General features: G+C 61.4%; 13 protein-coding genes and 1 tRNA gene. 11 read left to right on the top strand and 3 right to left on the bottom strand.

Translation table 11 applies throughout. The features are described 5' to 3' along the window. The first annotated feature begins 191 nt into the window (after window positions 1-191). Window positions 192-283, top strand: a tRNA-Ser gene (locus BMF35_RS05330). A gap of 159 nt (window positions 284-442) precedes the next feature. On the opposite strand, the gene BMF35_RS05325 is transcribed toward BMF35_RS05330, so the two are convergent. Both BMF35_RS05325 and BMF35_RS05320 read right to left on the bottom strand, forming a co-directional pair. Beyond that, window positions 443-1474, bottom strand: a complete 1032-nt coding sequence (locus BMF35_RS05325) for an ACP S-malonyltransferase (RefSeq protein WP_047007211.1) — start codon at window positions 1472-1474, stop codon at window positions 443-445. Between the two features lie 2 nt (window positions 1475-1476). Continuing rightward, window positions 1477-3651 (bottom strand): dehydrogenase E1 component subunit alpha/beta, encoded by a 2175-nt coding sequence (locus tag BMF35_RS05320; protein WP_156172148.1) that lies wholly within the window; start codon window positions 3649-3651, stop codon window positions 1477-1479. A gap of 204 nt (window positions 3652-3855) precedes the next feature. Between BMF35_RS05320 and cysD the strand changes: the two genes are divergently transcribed. From cysD to BMF35_RS05295, 5 genes are read left to right on the top strand one after another with little or no spacing between them, the layout of a single operon-like run. After that, complete coding sequence (gene cysD, locus BMF35_RS05315; RefSeq protein ID WP_047007210.1) at window positions 3856-4770, top strand: sulfate adenylyltransferase subunit CysD; 915 nt, start codon at window positions 3856-3858, stop codon at window positions 4768-4770. After that, window positions 4770-6677: a sulfate adenylyltransferase subunit CysN gene (gene cysN, locus BMF35_RS05310; protein ID WP_047007209.1), complete on the top strand. Its 1908-nt coding sequence runs from the start codon at window positions 4770-4772 to the stop codon at window positions 6675-6677. Before cysD ends, cysN begins: the two co-directional genes overlap by 1 nt. Further along, window positions 6670-7422, top strand: a complete 753-nt coding sequence (locus tag BMF35_RS05305) for a 3'(2'),5'-bisphosphate nucleotidase CysQ (RefSeq protein ID WP_047007208.1) — start codon at window positions 6670-6672, stop codon at window positions 7420-7422. Before cysN ends, BMF35_RS05305 begins: the two co-directional genes overlap by 8 nt. Before the next feature lie 52 nt (window positions 7423-7474). Further along, complete coding sequence (locus BMF35_RS05300; protein ID WP_047007207.1) at window positions 7475-8497, top strand: polysaccharide pyruvyl transferase family protein; 1023 nt, start codon at window positions 7475-7477, stop codon at window positions 8495-8497. After that, window positions 8494-9942, top strand: coding sequence for a hypothetical protein (locus tag BMF35_RS05295; protein WP_156172147.1), 1449 nt, complete (start codon window positions 8494-8496; stop codon window positions 9940-9942). The genes BMF35_RS05300 and BMF35_RS05295 overlap by 4 nt, the downstream gene beginning before the upstream one ends. Here BMF35_RS05295 and BMF35_RS05290 read toward each other — a convergent pair. After that, window positions 9935-11005 carry an EpsG family protein gene (locus tag BMF35_RS05290; RefSeq protein ID WP_082115699.1) on the bottom strand — a complete coding sequence of 357 codons (1071 nt, stop codon included), beginning with the start codon at window positions 11003-11005 and terminating at the stop codon, window positions 9935-9937. The two genes, BMF35_RS05295 and BMF35_RS05290, sit on opposite strands and share 8 nt — an antisense overlap. A 140-nt stretch (window positions 11006-11145) precedes the next feature. On the opposite strand from BMF35_RS05290, the gene BMF35_RS05285 reads away from it, so the two are divergent. From BMF35_RS05285 to BMF35_RS05265, 5 genes are all read left to right on the top strand, one after another. Then, window positions 11146-12561 (top strand): hypothetical protein, encoded by a 1416-nt coding sequence (locus tag BMF35_RS05285; protein WP_047007204.1) that lies wholly within the window; start codon window positions 11146-11148, stop codon window positions 12559-12561. Window positions 12562-12573: 12 nt separating this feature from the next. Continuing rightward, a complete protein-coding gene (locus BMF35_RS05280; RefSeq protein ID WP_156172146.1) occupies window positions 12574-13314 on the top strand; it encodes an acyltransferase in 741 nt (246 codons plus the stop codon). Window positions 13315-13317: 3 nt separating this feature from the next. Next, a complete protein-coding gene (locus BMF35_RS05275) occupies window positions 13318-14424 on the top strand; it encodes a glycosyltransferase (protein WP_047007202.1) in 1107 nt (368 codons plus the stop codon). Window positions 14425-14431: 7 nt separating this feature from the next. Beyond that, window positions 14432-16378, top strand: coding sequence for an asparagine synthase (glutamine-hydrolyzing) (gene asnB, locus BMF35_RS05270; protein ID WP_047007201.1), 1947 nt, complete (start codon window positions 14432-14434; stop codon window positions 16376-16378). 197 nt (window positions 16379-16575) lie between these two features. Continuing rightward, window positions 16576-17775 (top strand): glycosyltransferase family 29 protein, encoded by a 1200-nt coding sequence (locus BMF35_RS05265; RefSeq protein WP_052766076.1) that lies wholly within the window; start codon window positions 16576-16578, stop codon window positions 17773-17775. Window positions 17776-17794 lie beyond the last annotated feature (19 nt).

Here is a 17794-nt window from a genome sequence, read left to right as displayed (position 1 = left end):
ACTTCGCGCGCAGAAGAGTCCTGTGCGCCTGAAGCGGCAATGAATAGGCGGCAGGGCGAATCGATAATGCGGCGAACCGAATCCGGGTACCCTCTGGAAGGCAGCGGGAAAGCACTTTCTCGGCAAAGGCGAAACCGCCCCTTGAAGCGGCGCATCGCCCCCGTTATAGCGCGCTTCCTGCCGCTGGGTCCGGAGACGTGGGTGAGTGGCTGAAACCAGTTCCCTGCTAAGGAACCATACCTCTATCGGGGTATCGAGGGTTCGAATCCCTCCGTCTCCGCCAGCGGCCCGACCCTTCAGGGTCCGGTCGATGGCGGACATGCGAGGAGCATAGAACCCTCAAGGTTCGGCGTCGCAGCCGCAAAGCGGCGAAGAGGGCCGGAGCGCAGCGAAGGCCGATCCCTCCCCACCAAAACGCTCTGTCCTACAGTAATACGTGTCCCTAATCGCCTACACCTAGGCTGCGCTGCTCGCCCCGCCCGAGCGCGATCAGGAACGGATCATCAGCCTGCGCCGACATGAAATCCTCACGCGAGGTCAAGCCGTTCCAGCGATGCCGGATCAGCGTCTGTGCAATGGGTGCACCGAGCGAGGATCCGGGGCCCATCAGCATCAGGCGGTCGGGCGCGAATTCCTTGCAGGCGACTTCGACCGACCTGGCGAAGTCGTAAGTCTCCACGATCTGGGTAAACAGGGTGTAGTCGTATAGCGCTTCCACATCGGTGCTGTCGGGCGACCAGATCACGCCGCGCCCATCGACCATCGGCACCTTCGGCACGGCAAACATGGCGGCTGGCAACGCATCTTGCGCCATCTTGGTGACATCTTCCAGCAGCGGCGTGTGGAACGCGCCGTGTTTCGGAAGCTGGATTGGCGGATTGCCATCGACCGGCGGCAGGGCGGATTGCAGATGGGTGACCGCGGCCTTGTCCCCAGCCAGCACCAGCGTCCCGGCGAGGTCGATCGAAAGGAAAGCGTTCGCCGTGTCGGCCACTGTGGCCAGCGTCGCAGCGCGCGCTTCAGCGTCGACCGTCCAGTCGTCGTGCGACACAGGGTAGAGCAGCTGGCCGCCGACAGCTTCGGCCTCCATCAGCGCGCCCATCGTGTCGACCAGATGCGCGCCGTCTTCCAGTGAGAGCGCGCCTGCGCCTGCCAGCGAGAGATACCAGCCTAGCGAATTGCCGCATACCGCCACGACCTCGTAGCGCTCGCGATCGATGGCAGCGAAATCGGAGAGTGCGGCCGTATAGATGAGGTTGGAGGCGTTTCGCCCTGGCAGATGCTGCGAGGGCGAGAAGCGGTCCTGTCCGTCCAGCTCCAGCGTCGGTGTGGCCCCTGCCTCGACGCGCATCGCGTCGAGGCGGCGAACCATTTCCAGCCTGTCACCGTGATGCCGCGACAAATAGCCCAGTTCCTTGGCAGCGTAGGAGCCGCGCCCGGGAAAGATGACGACGATGCGTTCCCGTTTTGCCAAGGTCAGCGCCCCTTCCCTGCAAGGTCGAGCGCAGCGGCCATGATGTCGCCCTCCTGCAACAGCACGGCATTGGCCGCCGGACCGAGCGGAATGAAACAGTCGTCACCTGTAATGCGCCGGATCGGCGCATCGATGCCCGCTTCAACAAGGTGCGTGATAATCTCCTCGCTGGGCGAGCCGCTTTTGCGGCATTCGTCGACGATCAGGATCGGCTTGCTCCTGTCCAGCCTGGCCAGCATGTCTTCGACTGGCAGCGGCACCAGCCAGCGCAGGTCGATGACGTCAACGGCCACGTCATTTTCGGCAAGCCGCTTTTGGCAGCGCCGCGCGAAATAGGTGCCGTTGCCATAGGTGAGGATGGTCAGGTCGCGCTCGCGCGCAGCCGGGTGAACCACGACCTCTCCGAAACGGGCCGGCTCTTCGTCGCCCGAAAGATCGGCCAGCATCTTGCCATCACCCTCTTGATACAGATCCTTCACATTGTAGAGCGCAATCGGCTCAAGGAAGATCACCACGCGCTTCTCCTCGCGCGCCAACCGGATGGCTTCGCGAAGCAGCAATACGGCTTCGGCTGCGCTGGATGGGCACGCCAGCACTATGCCGGGAATGTCACGGAAGACACCGATCGCGTTGTCATTGTGGAAATGCCCACCAAAGCCCTTCTGGTAAGCGAGCCCGGCAATCCGGATAACCATCGGATTGGCATATTGCGCATCCGAGAAGAAGCTGAGCGTCGCCGCTTCGCCGCGGATCTGGTCCTCTGCGTTGTGGACATAGGCAAGAAACTGGATTTCGGGGATTGGCAGGTGACCGTTATGCGCTGCACCGATGGCCAGGCCGAGAATGGTCTGCTCGTCCAGCAGGGTGTCGAACACGCGGGAGATGCCGAACTGCTTCTGCAAGCCCGTCGTCGCGCCGTAGACGCCGCCCTTGCGCCCGACATCCTCGCCGAACACGATGATGTCCGCGTCACGCTCCATTTCCTGCGCCAAGGTTGCCGAAATTGCGCGCGACATATGCTGCGGTTTGGCGGTCGGAGGAGGCGATGCGGGCCGCTCCGGGCTGCGCTTGGCAGGTCTGGGCGCAAGGGGGGCGCTGACCTGTTGCGAGGTCGTAAGTCGCGGTCGCTGCGCCGCCTGCTCCATCACTGCCGCGACTTGGCCGGAAATGCGCGAATAGAGCGTGCGAATATCGTCGAGCGTTGCGCCCGCCTCCAGTGCATGCCGCGCGGTATGCAACAGAGGGTCTTGGTCGGCCTCGCGCTCGATCTCCTCCCGGCTGCGATATTGCATTTCCACGTCCGACCCGGCGTGCCCCATCAGCCGCACCGTGCGAAGGTGCAGGAAAACCGGGCGACGCCGGAGGCGTGCGAACCGCTCCGCCTCGCTCGCAGCGCGCATCGCATCGGCAATATCGCGCGCATCGCCGCCGATATAATGCAGCCCTGGACGCTGCGAGAAATTGGCGCGCACCCAGCTTTCGGGTGTGGGCACGGAAATGCCGATCCCGTTATCCTCACATACGAAGACCAGCGGTAGCGGCAGACCGCGATAAGCAGTCCAGGCAGCGGCGTTGAACGCACCCTGCGCGGTGGAGTGATTGCTGGACGCATCGCCGAACGAGCAAATGGCGACGCTGTCAGGCGGCAAGAGGCCGTCGCGCTTCTGGTGCTTCGACAGGCCGATAGACCATGCCGCACCCACCGCTTTTGGGAGGTGAGAGGCAATAGTGCTGGTCTGCGGCGGGATGCATAGCGGGGCAGAACCGATGACCTTGTGCCGCCCGCCCGACACGGGGTCCTCCGACGATGCCGCGAAAGACAGCGCCATATCCCAAAGCGGGGTTGTGCCCGGCAGCTTGCCCGCTCGCTCGATCAGGAATGCGCCGCTGCGATAATGCAAGAAAGCGATATCGTCGCGGCGGAAGACGCGCGCCACTGCCGCATTGCCCTCGTGACCGGAACTGCCGATGGAATAGAAAGTCTTGCCTGCGCCAGCGAGCTTGCGGCTTTCCAGATCCAGCCGGCGGCTCCTCATCTGCGTTTCTAGCAGCGCGAACAGGTCGGTGCGCGAAAGGCCGACATCGGCGGCAGACAGCGTGGTCAGGGCATCGGGAATAAGCGCCTCTCCCAGCCGCGCGGCGAAACCGTCTGCCGATTGTGCGATAGCTCCGGCCAATGCCGATCCTTCCCTTCGTCAATGCTGGCCCGGCGAATATCAGAAGTTGCAGATGATACCAGACACGGAATGGAAGATGCTCGCGCATCCAGCGTTACGCTTGGCCTCGCTTGCGATATGCAAAGAAAGTCTTGCGTTGCAGGGGTGCGCCCAATGCCTCACATGCGGCTCGCATCTTGAACGACTTTTACATCGCGCAGCAAAATGACCAGCAAACTTACTCACCTGCAACGGCTCGAGGCCGAGAGCATCCATATCATGCGCGAAGTCGTTGCGCAGGCGGACAAGCCGGTGATGCTGTATTCCGTCGGCAAGGACAGCGCGGTGATGCTGCATGTCGCGAAGAAAGCATTCTATCCCTCGCCGCCGCCCTTTCCGCTGTTGCATGTGGACACGACGTGGAAGTTCAGGGCGATGTACGATCTGCGCCAGCAAGCGGCTGATGATGCAGGCATGGAATTGCTTGTCCACCAGAACTCAGAAGCGAAAGAGCGCGGCATTAATCCTTTCGACCACGGGCCGGTTCATACCGACATGTGGAAGACACAGGGGCTGAAGCAGGCACTCGACAATTACGGTTTCGATGCAGCCTTTGGCGGCGCACGACGCGATGAGGAAAAGAGCCGCGCGAAAGAGCGCGTCTTCTCTTTCCGCTCGGCCAGCCATGGGTGGGACCCCAAGAACCAGCGCCCGGAATTGTGGAACCTCTACAATGCGAGGAAGGCAAAGGGCGAGAGCATCCGCGTCTTCCCGCTTTCCAACTGGACTGAACTGGACATCTGGCAATACATCCATCTGGAAAACATCGAGATCGTCCCCCTCTATTTCGCCGCGCAGCGCCCCACTTTCGAATGGGATGGCGGCCTGTTCATGGCCGATGACGAGGAGCGACTGGAGCGGGTGATGGGCAAAAAGCCCGAGATCACCATGCGGTCCGTGCGTTTCCGCACGCTGGGATGTTTTCCGCTGACAGGCGCTGTCGAAAGCACGGCGGCCACCCTGCCCGAAGTCATACAGGAAACGCTGCTAACAACGACGTCCGAAAGGCAAGGCCGCGTCATCGACAAGGATGCAGGCGGCGCCGGGATGGAGAAGAAGAAGCAGGAAGGCTATTTCTGATGACCGATCCTGTCTACCGCACCGATGCTCTCATCGCCGAGGATATCGAGGCCTATCTGGAGAAGCATCGCCACAAGACGATGCTGCGCTTCATCACCTGCGGCAGTGTGGACGATGGCAAATCGACACTAATCGGGCGGCTGCTCTACGACAGCAAGATGATCTTCGAGGACCAGCTTGCCAGCCTCGAAAGCGATTCCAAAAAGGTCGGCACACAGGGGCAGGATATCGATTTCGCCCTGCTGGTGGATGGCCTCGCGGCCGAGCGCGAGCAAGGCATTACCATTGATGTCGCCTATCGCTTCTTCTCGACCGAGAACCGCAAGTTCATCGTCGCCGATTGCCCGGGGCACGAGCAGTACACTCGCAACATGGTCACCGGTGCTTCGACCGCCGATCTCGCCGTGATCCTGATCGATGCGCGCAAAGGCGTGCTGACGCAGACGCGGCGGCATTCCTTCCTGTGCCATCAGCTGGGCATCAGCAATATCCTGCTGGCGGTAAACAAGATGGACTTGGTCGATTATGATCAGGCCACCTTCGATGCCATTGTCGACGAGTATCGCGATTTCGCGCAAAGCATCGGTATCTCCGATTTCACAGCGATCCCCATTTCTGGACTCGCCGGCGACAACATCACTTCTGCTTCGGCAAACACCTCTTGGTATGCGGGCGAGCATCTGATGCAGCACCTTGAGGGCGTGGAGGTGCGCAGCGAAATCAACCAGGCCAAGCCGTTCCGCATGGCAGTGCAATGGGTGAACCGGCCCAACCTCGATTTCCGCGGCTTCTCCGGCCAGATCGCGACGGGCGTGGTGCGCAAAGGCGATAGTGTGCGCGTGCTGCCTTCGGGCAAAACGAGCACGGTGAAAAGTGTGGTTACGCTGGATGGCGAACTTGACCAAGCCATCGCGGGCCAATCCGTCACGATCTGTTTCGATGACGAGATCGATTGCTCGCGCGGCGATGTGATCGCCGGGGCCGACAATCCTCCAGAGGCCGCCGACCAGTTCGAGGCCACCATCGTCTGGATGGACGACGAGGACATGATCCCGGGCCGCGCCTATTGGCTGCAGCTGGGCACGCAAACCGTCGCCGCAACGGTGCAGGCTCCCAAATACGAGATCAACGTCAATACGATGGACCAGCTGGCGGCAAAAACGCTCTCGCTGAACAGCATCGGCGTCGCCGAAGTGACGACTGACCGCAGCATCGTATTTGAGCCCTACACCGAGAACCGCACGCTGGGCGGGTTCGTGCTGATCGACAAGCTCACCAACCGCACCGTGGCTGCGGGGATGCTGCATTTCAGCCTGCGCCGCGCGCAGAACGTGCATTGGCAGGCGGTCGACATCACGCGCGACCAGCATGCCGCCATGAAGAACCAACGCGCGCGTGTGGTGTGGTTCACGGGTCTGTCCGGCTCAGGCAAATCGACTATCGCCAATCTGGTCGAGAAGAAGCTGCACCGGATGAACCGGCACACCTTCCTCCTCGATGGCGACAATGTGCGCCATGGCCTCAACAAGGACTTGGGCTTCACCGAAGCAGACCGGATCGAGAATATCCGCCGCGTGGGCGAAGTCGCCAAACTGATGTCCGACGCAGGCCTGATCGTCATCACCGCTTTCATCAGCCCCTTCCGGGCCGAGCGCCAGATGGTGCGATCCATGCTGCTCGATGGCGAATTCATAGAAGTGTTCGTGGATACGCCCATCGAGGTCGCCGAAGAGCGCGATGTGAAGGGCCTTTACAAGAAAGCGCGGTCGGGCGAGCTCAAGAACTTTACTGGGATCGACAGCCCTTACGAGACGCCGCAGAATGCAGAGATCCGCATCGACACCACGGCAATGACGCCGCAGGAAGCTGCCGACAAAATCGTGGACGTGCTGCTGGGTGATGGCTGAGCTGTCGAACGCCAAACTCGCAGCGCGGATTGCCGACGAGGCCGGACGCATGCTGCTTGTCATGCGCGAAAGCGGCATGCTGGAAGGCCGGGCATTGGGCGACGCAGGGGACAAGACCGCGAACCAGTTCATCTGCCATTCTCTGCGCGCACACCGCCCCGATGACGGGCTTTTGTCGGAGGAAAGCAAGGATACGCTGGAGCGGCTCGACAAAAGCGGCGTTTGGATCATCGATCCGGTCGACGGGACGCGCGAATACGGAGAAGGCCGTTCCGACTGGGCCGTGCATATCGGCTATTGCGAGGGCGGCAAACCGGTTGCCGGAGCGGTGGCCCTGCCGGGACTGGACGGCGGGATCGTCCTCGATAGCGACACCGTGACGCCACTACCGGAATTGCCTTCAACGCCTCGCCTGGTGGTCAGCCGCAGCCGTCCGGCGCGCGAAGCTGTCGCGGTGGCCGAGGCGATCGGCGGCGAGCTGCTTCCGATGGGCAGCGCCGGGGCAAAAGCCATGGCGGTGGTGCGCGGCGAAGCGGAGATTTACCTCCATTCGGGCGGCCAGTACGAATGGGATAGCTGCGCGCCGGTCGCCGTCGCGCTTGCTCACGGCCTGCATTGCAGCCGCATCGACGGCGAGCCGCTGGTCTACAACCAGCGCGACACATACCTCCCCGACCTTCTCATCTGTCGCAAAGAATGGGCTGAGCGCGTTCTGACGGAAGTGGCGAAACTGGTGAGCACCTGAGCCACTAAAATTGCGGTTCCGCTGATCGCAGCGATGCTCTAGCGGTGCCGCAATGATAAAGGCCGTCCTTCTTAACGACACACGCGTCGACCGGCACCATGGTTGCACCACCGTGGTGGAGACAATCACCACACTGTGCGCCGCCAACGGCATGACGCTGACAGCAACCGCGCCAGCGCATGCCGACTGGCGCGACAACGACGCTTTTCGCGCTCATTTGGAAGAAGCGGATGTGGTCCTCGTCAATGGTGAAGGGACTATCCACCATGACCGGCCAGCCGGACTGCGCCTGCTGGAAGTCGGACCCTATGCGAAAGAGCGTGGCAAAATAACAGCGCTGCTCAACAGCACGTGGCAAGCCAATGGCGAAAAGGCGCTGGAACAGCTTTCGCGCTTCGACTTGATCAGCTTGCGCGAGAGCGCAAGCGAGGCTGAACTAGCCGCGCACGGCGTAATCGCCCGACGCATCCCGGACCTGGCCCTGTACCATGCGCCCGATAAATCCCGGGTCCGCAAAGACGTCGGCTTTGCCGAGAGCGTCGAGGGCACAAAGGCGCTGGCGCTCTATCGGCAGATGTGGACGCACGGTGGCCGAGCCATTCCCATCATGCGATTGCCCTATGATCCGCTCACAGCGTTGCGATGGCTGAAGCGCTACGACCCCAGTGTGTTGGCGCTGGCGAAGCCGCCTCATCTTTTTGCCGCTCTTCGCGCGACAATAACGGACCTGACCCGCCAGTTCGCCGACCGCGATACTTACACGCGCGAAGTGGCAGCCAGCGAATTGCTGGTAACGGGTCGCTTCCACGCCATGATTTTCGCTCTTTCCTCGAAGACGCCGCTGCTCGCATTGCGCTCCAACACGCACAAGATCGAGGCCACGATGGCGGATGCAGGACTGGCAGATTGGCGGGTCGTCGATAGCGCGGAAGCGATCGATGCTGCACTGCTCGAGCGGGCAAAATATTGGGAATCGGGCGAGGAAAAGGCGTTGGACGCATACCTCGCTTCCGGCCGCGCAAATATGGAACAGCTATTCGCCGACATCGCCGCCAAGGCCGCAGCGCCGGTATGACAGCGGGTTCGTCCGCTGCACAGGGAGCAGGCCGTGGCCATTTGCGTGACGACCGGACGGGACGGGTGCTCAACGGCGTCGGAAATGTTCGCGACCCGCTTCTGCAGATGGAGTTGGGTAATTGGCTTGCCATTGCCGGGCCGAACCCTGCGCGTCGGCGGAGCCTCATCGCTGGTTACGCGCTGTATCTTGCCGCGGCAGTAGCCGGCGCGATCTCTCTGCTCTGGGTGATTTTGCGATGGGGTGGCAGCGCACCCGCGGCATCGCGCGCAATCATGGATGGCGCACCGCGCCTTTTCGCCATGCATGGCGAGGACACGACGCGCGTTCGCGATTTGCGAGCAGCGATCGCAAGGGCCGATATCGACAGGCCAATCGTACTGTCGCTAGGACGACCCTCCACCTCCGTTTCCCACATCGCGGCGCGTTCCGATCCGATGTCCGTATTACGAGATCCTCGATTTCTGCGGCCGGTGACTTTCGGCACTGCCTTGTGGGCTTTACCCAGCTACATTCGCTTCGTCTGGGATACCGCCCACGACTACAGCAATTTTCCACGCCGCGTTCCGGCGCGGGAAACAGTGGCGATCCTGTTTCGCATCGCGCTCGGATTGGGCATGGCCGAGTGGTGGCACCGGGCCTCGCCGTCATCGCCGCCTCCGCATGCGCTCTTCGCCCATACCGGCACGGCAGACACCAGCCTTCTGGAACGGGCGATGCAGGCAACGGGAATGCGCACCGTCCATGTGGTGCATGGTACGAATATCGGCTGGTCCTTTGCAGGTTTTTCCGATCTGGCGATCTTCCAGACCGCCGCCGATGCCAGGCTCGCGGCCAGTCTGCCGGGCTATGGACGGGTGACGCACGTCCCTTGTCCACGACCCGCTTTGGCTGCACCATCTAAACGATGGGCGCTGCTGACGTCGTACAGCCATCTGGATCATGACGATTACCACGCCCACGGCAGCGAGGCGGATCGGAGGCTTGTCACCTGGACGGCAGCGGTAGCGAAAGAGGTCGGGCGATCGCCGGGGGACATTGTGTGGCGGCCGCATCCGCATATCCGGCTAGTTGATGAAACACATCGCGCGCTGTTGGAAAAAAAGATCGCCGATGTTGGATTTACGCGCTGGCCGGACGACCTGCCCTATGAGGCGCTGGGTGAGATGGAAATCGTGATTACCTCGCCTTCGACCGTGATGACCGATGCGCTGCGTTTGGGCCAGCCGGCGATCGTCGCCAATGCGGCGCCGCTGCAGTCGGACCTGCAATATGCCGATTACCCGCTACTGGCGAATGACGAGGCAGAACTTTTCGCGCTGGTCGGCGCGGTGCGCGACCCTGCAAAGCGGAAAGACCTTTTTATCGCGGCGTGGGATGCCATCGGGCCGGGAGCCCCGGCAAATCTGGAAGCGATTGAGAAAGTTGCCGCAACGCTCAGCTAAGGCCGGTCTCCCATTCCCACGCTTCGATCCCGAGAAAGTTCTGGTACGGAAAATGAGCGCGCGCATTCGGGGAGAAATTTAACCACAAAAGCATTTGCGCGAACATCACCGCTACCGTGGCAAGCGAAACGAATACCCGGCTTCGAGGCATGACGATTTGCGGCAAGGAAGACCAGACGTACATCGCCATCGGAAAAGTATAGATCAGCACGCGCGCGGTAAGCACGGGATAGAGCAGGCCGACCGGCAGGAGTGCGAAAGCGAAGAGAGCGAGTTGCCGAACGACACCTTGCGGAAAGAGAAGGTCGCGCTTTCTCCAGAACAGAAGGAGGAGGAGCGCCGGTCCTACAGTGAGCGCCATCTGCAAGATCGAACCTGAAGTTTGGGCGTATTCATCTCCGGACATGTATGCTTCAGTCGCGTAATCCACCCGGCCGAGACTATCGAGCAGAAAAATTGCTGCCAAAGATATGACGGCGGCACCCACCAGACGAAATTCCTGGCGCACCCGCACATCCCAGGCAGCGAATATCACGTAGATGATGGCGCTATAGTGGAATGTGGCCGCGATACCCACGGCGACTAGCCTGCCTTTGAGGCTCATTGCTGGCCATCGTGCCAGCGCAAGCAGCATGACCGAGAGCGCTACCGCCTGACGGTTCGCTGACATGGCAATCACAAGAACGAGAAAAGGTATTGCTGAAAGCAACGCCAATGTCGGCGACGGACAGGTGCGCGCAAATCGCACCAATCCTAATGCGAAAAGCAGTGCGGCAACGAAGTTCGTGAAATAAATCCCAAGCCCCGTCCATGTCGAAATCCAAAGTAAAAACGCGTAGCCCGGCTCCGTCACTCCGAGCTTTCCGCCGATAGTCGATGCCACGTCGACGCGGTTCGTCATCCAAAGATAATTGTTCCAGTCCATACCGACATTATGGCGTAATCCGACAAATATCGTGATGGCTACGACGGCCAGCGCTGCCGCCATAACCGACATACGCTCACGCCTTCCGAAGAGCACCAACATCGCGAAAAGCGAGATAAATCCGAGATAAGGGAACATGGGAGAAGTTGGCCGTCCGTGTGCGCACAGGTGGCTGGGTGCCACATAAAACTTTGCATCCGATAGCCGCTCCACTATGGCCTCGGCAACCCGAACTATCTGGAGCAGGCGCGTTTCTCGCGGCTGTCGCTATTCAGGCAATGCGCTCGACCAAGACCATTTTCTACGAACTGAACGAAGTCCCCCGCCGCGTCTTCGAACATTTCGCCGCCCAGCCCGGCTATGGTGCGTTCGCGCGGCTGGCAAAGCACGCCCGCAAATACGAGACGATGGCCGAAGATACGGGGCACCTGTCCCCCTGGATCACCTGGCCCACCCTGCATCGCGGCGTCACCAACGAGATGCACGAAATCTCCGATTTCGGAATGGACCTGTCTGCCGTGAACCGCGAGGTGCCCCCCGTCTGGTCGTTACTGCAGAAAGCCGGCCGGAAAGTCGGTCTGTTCGGTTCGCTACATTCCTATCCCATGCCGGCCGATGCATCGGATTACGCCTTTTACGTGCCCGATACATTTGCCGCCGGACCGGAAACCTTTCCCAAGAAATTCGAATCCTTCCAGCGTTTCAACATCGCCATGGTCGAACAGAACGCCATGAACGTGAAGCGCGGCCTGCCGCTACGCGATGCAGCTACTTTCCTGCGTAATGCTCCGGGCCTGGGGCTCGCACCGCGCACGGTGGCGAAGCTGGCAGGCCAGCTTGCATCCGAACGTGTGAACAAGGACCGCGTCGTGCGCCGCCGCAGCAGCCAGGCGCAGCTGGCCTTCGATTTCTTCTTCAAGGCGCTGAAGCAGGAAAAACCCGACGCATCCTTCTTCTTCACCAACCATGTTGCATCCTCCATGCACCGCTATTGGCCATCGCTCTTCCCCGCCGATTATGAGGCAGGCCGATTCCCCGAGGAATGGACGAAGCAGTGGGGCGGCGAGATTCCCTTCGCGATGAAGGAAGCGAACGACCAGATCGCCCGCCTGCTGGATTTGTGCGACCGGACCGGCGAGTTCCAGCTGGTGGTCACCACCAGCATGGGACAGGAAGCGGTTGAAGAGCGGGCACCGGTCACCTCCGCCGTCACCATTTCCAACATGGCACGGCTTATGGATGGCCTTGGCCTTTCGCGCGAGGACTGGGAGCGGCGCCCGTCCATGGCCCCGCAATATAATGTGCACGTCAAAGATGGCGCCAAGCAACAATTGATCCAGCGGCTGGGCGGCCTCGATATCAGTGGGCACCACATCGATGTGCAGGATCTGGGCAACAATATCCTGCGGCTGGAGCTGAAGGCCGAGAACCTAGAAACGCTCGATGTCCAATTGCAGGGCGATGCCGTCGATGCGGAAAGCATCGGCATTACGAACATGCACTTGCAGGATGCAGCCGGCGCCAATGCCTACCACATTCCGCAGGGCCTGATGCTGATCTACGACCCGCAGGATCGCGCCACCCGCCCCGACTTCGAGAGCCACGGTATCTCCACGCGCGAAATCGCGCCTTCGATCCTGCAGGCCTTCAACGTCGAGCGGCCCGGCTATATGTCGGCCGGACAAGGGCTCTAGCGGGCCGCTGCCATGACCTATCGCAGGACGGGCAAGCTCTGGCTTCTAATGGCCGCGGCCATTGCGGTGCTGCCATCTTTCCTGAAAATCCCGATTTACCGCCATATCTTCGGCTATCGCATCGGGCGCGGCGTAAGCATCGGGCTGAGCCTGATCGTCGTCGGTCGCTGCGCGATCGACGATGGGGTGCGCATCGGGCACGGCAATATCTTCCTGCACTGTGAGCGATTGAAGATCGGCACGGATGCGTTTTTCGGTATCGGCAATGTCGTGCGCGGCGGACGCACCGCCAGTTTTGGCGAACAGGCGCAAATCTACCGCTTCAACGAGGTCAACGGCATCATCAATGCAGCGCGCGATACCGGCAGCGAGCAGGCCAGCGAGACTGCGGGCCATTTTTCGCTGGGCAAGGCGTCGGTCATCACGGCGCAGCACAAGATCGACTTCACCGGCGGCGTGACATTGGGTGACAGCGTGATTTTGGGTGGCAGGCTATCCAGCCTGTGGACGCATAATCGCCATCTCGATGGCCCTATCACCATTGGCGATAACACCTATCTCGGCTCCGGCATCCAGATGGCACCGGGCGCCGCGATTGGCCCGTCCTGCATCGTGGGCATCGGCAGCGTCGTCACGAAAGCCTTCAGCGAAAGCGAAGTTTTGCTGGGCGGCAATCCGGCCAAAATTATCAAGCCGCTGGATGACGATGCCAAAGTGCTGGTGACACGGCCGACGATCGAAGCGTCCGGGTAAGCAGTGAAACTTCTCTTCGTCATCAAGGGCCTGGTTATCGAGGGCGGCGGTGCGGAGCGTGTCTTCGTCGATGTGGCAAATGCCATGGCGCGAAAGGGGCATGACGTCGTTATCGCGACCTTCGATCGACCCGAAGGCGCTCTCTTCTACGATGTGGAAGAAGACGTCTCAGTGCATAGGCTTGGCACCGGGAAGCCGGGCCTGCCGACACCCCGGCGCAGTGTGGCCGTGACCATGGCGCGGCTGCGAAAACTGGCGGCATCGCTCCACCCTGATGTTGCAATCGGTTTCATGCATTCGACGTACGTCCCGATGACCTTCAGCCTACTCGGCACCGGCATTCCGCTCGTGCTGAGCGAGCATGCCAGCCTCGCATATTTCGCGGACAAGCCGCTTCAGCGCGCCTTGGTAAATCTGGTTCACCGGCAGAGTTATGCGAAAACAGTTGTATCCGAGGCGATCCGGCGGGAACATCCCGCTGAACGGCAAGCTAGGGTCGTTGTGCTGCCGAACCCGGTGGCGATAGGTCAGTTTTCCGCCAATATCCGAGCAACACCGCAGGCACGAATATTGTGCGTTGGCGGGCTGCGGGAAGAGAAAGGCCACGACACGCTGATCGCGGCCTTCGATGCAATTGCTGCCGATCACCCGGACTGGCACCTGCGCATCGTCGGCGACGGTGCGACCCGCCCGAAAATCGAAGCGCTGCTCTCCACGACAATTCATGCGGACAGGATCGAGCTTGCCGGCATTATCCGCGATGTCATGCCCGAATACGGGCAGGCCGCTTTCACCGTAGTACCGTCGCGCAACGAGTCGCTATCGCTTGTCGCGGTAGAATCCATGGCGAGTGGAAGGCCTGTCATCGGCTTCGCCGATTGCGCAGGTCCGGCAGCCTTGATCGACGATGGCGAAAACGGAGTGCTGGTCGATCCCGGCTCCGACCGCACGGCGGCGCTCGCCGGGGCGATGGATGCGATGATCCGCGACGAAGACAGGAGACAACGCATGGGCCGCGTCGCTCCGGCGACGGTCGCACAATTCTCTGCGGAGAATGTGATTTCGGCGTGGGAAGACCTGCTGCATAGCGCAAGCAAAAGCCGGGGCTGACAGGGCAATGTGCGGAATAGCAGGCTTTTTCGGCTTCGGCGCTCCAGGCGATCCACGCGTCGCGCTCGCCGCGATGACGGCGGCCATCGTCCACCGCGGGCCTGATGCGGACGGTCACTGGATCGAGGCTGGCAGCCAGATCGCCTTCGGCCATCGCCGCCTCTCCATCATCGACCTGTCGCCAGCCGGCGCGCAGCCCATGCATTCGCATGACGGGCGCATGACGATGGCGTTTAACGGCGAAATCTACAATTTCCCGGATCTGCGAAGCCAGCTCGAAGCGCGGCACGGTGCAATCGCGTGGCGCGGCCATTCCGACAGCGAGGTGCTGCTCGAATGCTTCGCGCGTGACGGCATCGCCGATACGCTGGACCGGGTGGACGGCATGTTCGCCATCGCCCTGTTCGACCACGCCCAACGCGAGTTAACGCTGATCCGCGATGCCTTTGGCGAGAAGCCGTTGTATTATGGCCTGCACAAAGGCTCGCTGCTGTTCGCATCGGAACTGAAAGCCATCGCCGCCCTGCCCGGCTTCGATGCTGCGATGGACCTGGATGCGCTGGGCGATTTCTTCAAATATTCCTACGTGCCCGGGCCGCAATCGATCTGGCAGGGCATTTCCAAGCTGCAACCCGCGCACCGGCTTACGGTGTCGCTGGACAATGTGCAGGCAGGTGCCCTGCCGCAACCAGAACGGTGGTGGGACCATGTCGGCGATGCGCTGGCAGCGCGGCAGGAGATGTTCGCAGGCTCGCTGGACGAGGCGCGCAAACGCGGCGATGCCCTGCTACAGGCGGCGACAGCGCGCCGCATGGTGTCCGACGTGCCGCTCGGCGCTTTCCTGTCGGGCGGCATCGACAGCTCCATGGTCGTCGCGCAGATGCAGCGCGCCGCGAGCGCGCCGGTACGCACCTTTTCCATCGGCATGGCGGAAGATGGCTATGACGAGTCTCCCGCTGCCAAGGCGGTCGCCACCCATCTGGGCACCGATCATACCGAGTTGGTCCTCTCACCCGCCGAGGTGCAGGACGTCATCCCCGAAGTCGGCGCCATCCATGACGAGCCCTTCGCCGATTCCAGCCAAGTGCCGACCTTTCTCGTCTCCCGCATGGCGCGCCAGCATGTGACCGTCGCGCTTTCCGGCGATGGAGGAGACGAAATCTTCGGCGGCTACAATCGCTATTTTACCGGCCCCAAAGTCTGGAACCGTATGGCGCGCCTGCCCGCTCCGGCGCGCCGGATGCTCGGTGCTGCGCTGCGCGCCGTGCCGGCCGCAACCTATCGGATCGCCGGGCCTATCCTTCCGGGTGAACTCGCATCCGGCCGCGCCCAAGAAAAGGTGCGCAAGCTCGCCCGCGTTATCGGCGTCGCAGACGAGGCGGCCTTCCATGACCGTTTGCTGGCGACGTCGGACGACCCGGCCAGCCTGCTGGCCGTCGATGCGCGCATGTCGCGCCTGCCCGCGCGGCAGGATGCCCGCGCCGCTGCGCTGGACTTCGCGCACCGCGCCATGCTGGTGGATACCGCCAATTACATGCCCGACGATGTGCTGGTGAAAGTGGACCGGGCCGCCATGGCTGTCTCGCTGGAAACGCGCACACCCTATCTGGAGCGCGACCTCTACCGCTTCGCATGGAGCCTGCCCGCCGACATGCGCGCGGGCGCCGGCATCGGCAAGCGCCTGCTGCGAGAAATGCTTTACACCCATGTGCCGCGCGCACTGGTCGACCGGCCCAAGGCAGGCTTCGCAATCCCCGTGGGTCGCTGGCTGCGCACGGGCCTTCGCGACTGGGCGGAAAGCGAATTGTCGCGCGATGCGTTGGCAAAGAGCGGCCTGTTGGATGTGGACACGATCCGCCGCCGCTGGGAAGAGCACCTTTCGGGCAGGCAAGACCACGAGGCCCTGCTGTGGAACGTGCTGATGTTCCAGGCGTGGAGACGCAGGCGACCTTGATACCCGCGCCGCGACATTATGCGTTGACATGCGTGTGCTTGCGCCTACCAAGCCGCGCTTGCAGTTCCGGCCCTTCAGTCACTAATATGACCGCGCTTTTCCGGCTTGCGCCGGATCGAAGATGGGCAGGAAACAAGTGGCTATGGGCAGGGTCGGGATCCTGTCCTACCGTTCATTTCTATTGAGAAGGCTGTTCCGTGGCGGAAGAGAACCAGAATCTGTATACGAGCCTGCATAAGGTATCGGACTCCTTCGGCCGAACCAGCGCTCGGCTGGTGCCTTTTATCGAGCCGATCATCGCGGACCGTACGCCGGAAAGCCTTCTCGACTTCGGATGTGGCAAAGGAATGCTTGGCAAGGCCTTGCGCGAGGCCGGGCATGACATCGAACTTTTCGATCCCTACGTTCCGGAATTTTCGAACCCGCCAACGCGAAAGCTTGGATTGGCGCTCTGCACCGACGTTATGGAGCACGTCCCGGAAGAGCAGGTTGACGATGTTCTGGCGCAGGTTCGCAGCTATGCGGATGACGCCTTATTCGTCATTTCACTGACATTTGCCGATCACATCCTGGCTAATGGCGACAACGCGCATTGCACTGTCCGTAGCGCTGAATGGTGGCAAGCGAAGATCGAGAAGGTCTTCGGAAAGGCATGTCCCGTGCCGACGAAACAGGATACGGCTGCTGCCTTTACGACATGGTCCGTCGCAGATGAAGCGCTAGATAAAGTACGACGCCTTCGCCGGAAGGAAAGGGCCAAGAAACGAGCGCAGGACCTTGTCCTCTATCCGGGAAAGCTCCTCGGTAGCAGACTCAGGAATTGGGTCGGCGTCAAGGAGATGCGCAGCCGCGTTGCCGGAAAGTCGGTAGCCATCGTCGGCAACGCCAGCGGCTTGGCGGACAAATCCCACGGATCGGATATTGACCGGCACGATATTGTCGTCCGCATGAATCGCGGACCGATCCTGACGGCGCAAAGCCATGGCACGAAAACGGACTGGCTTGCGACTAGCACGTACGTGTCGTCCGGCTTGCCAGACGGCCGAGATGTTTCACTCATCCTCTGGATGACACCGAAAACGATGCAGCTGCCGCTTTGGATGTTGTCACCAAAGAGAGATATCGCCCGCTATCCTAAATCGATGCATAAAAAACTTCGGGAGAAGCTCGGTGCGCGTCCGTCGACCGGCATGATGATAGTCGATCTGGTGCTAAATCTCGGCCCGTACAAGCTAAGCCTCTATGGTTTCGACGGTTTCTCTACCGGCTCGCTATCCAATATCGACCCCTCGCAATCGCATCCACACGATTTCGCTGCCGAAGCTCGCTACCTCGAAAAGCTCGCGTCGGAAAGCGATGACGTCGAACTGTTTAAAGCGACCAAAGTACGAACTTAATGACAAATGGCGTGAACTG

The organism is Aurantiacibacter gangjinensis (assembly GCF_001886695.1).
GTDB classification, from domain to species: Bacteria; Pseudomonadota; Alphaproteobacteria; order Sphingomonadales; family Sphingomonadaceae; genus Alteraurantiacibacter; species Alteraurantiacibacter gangjinensis.
This window is presented reverse-complemented; position numbering and strand designations above follow the sequence as displayed.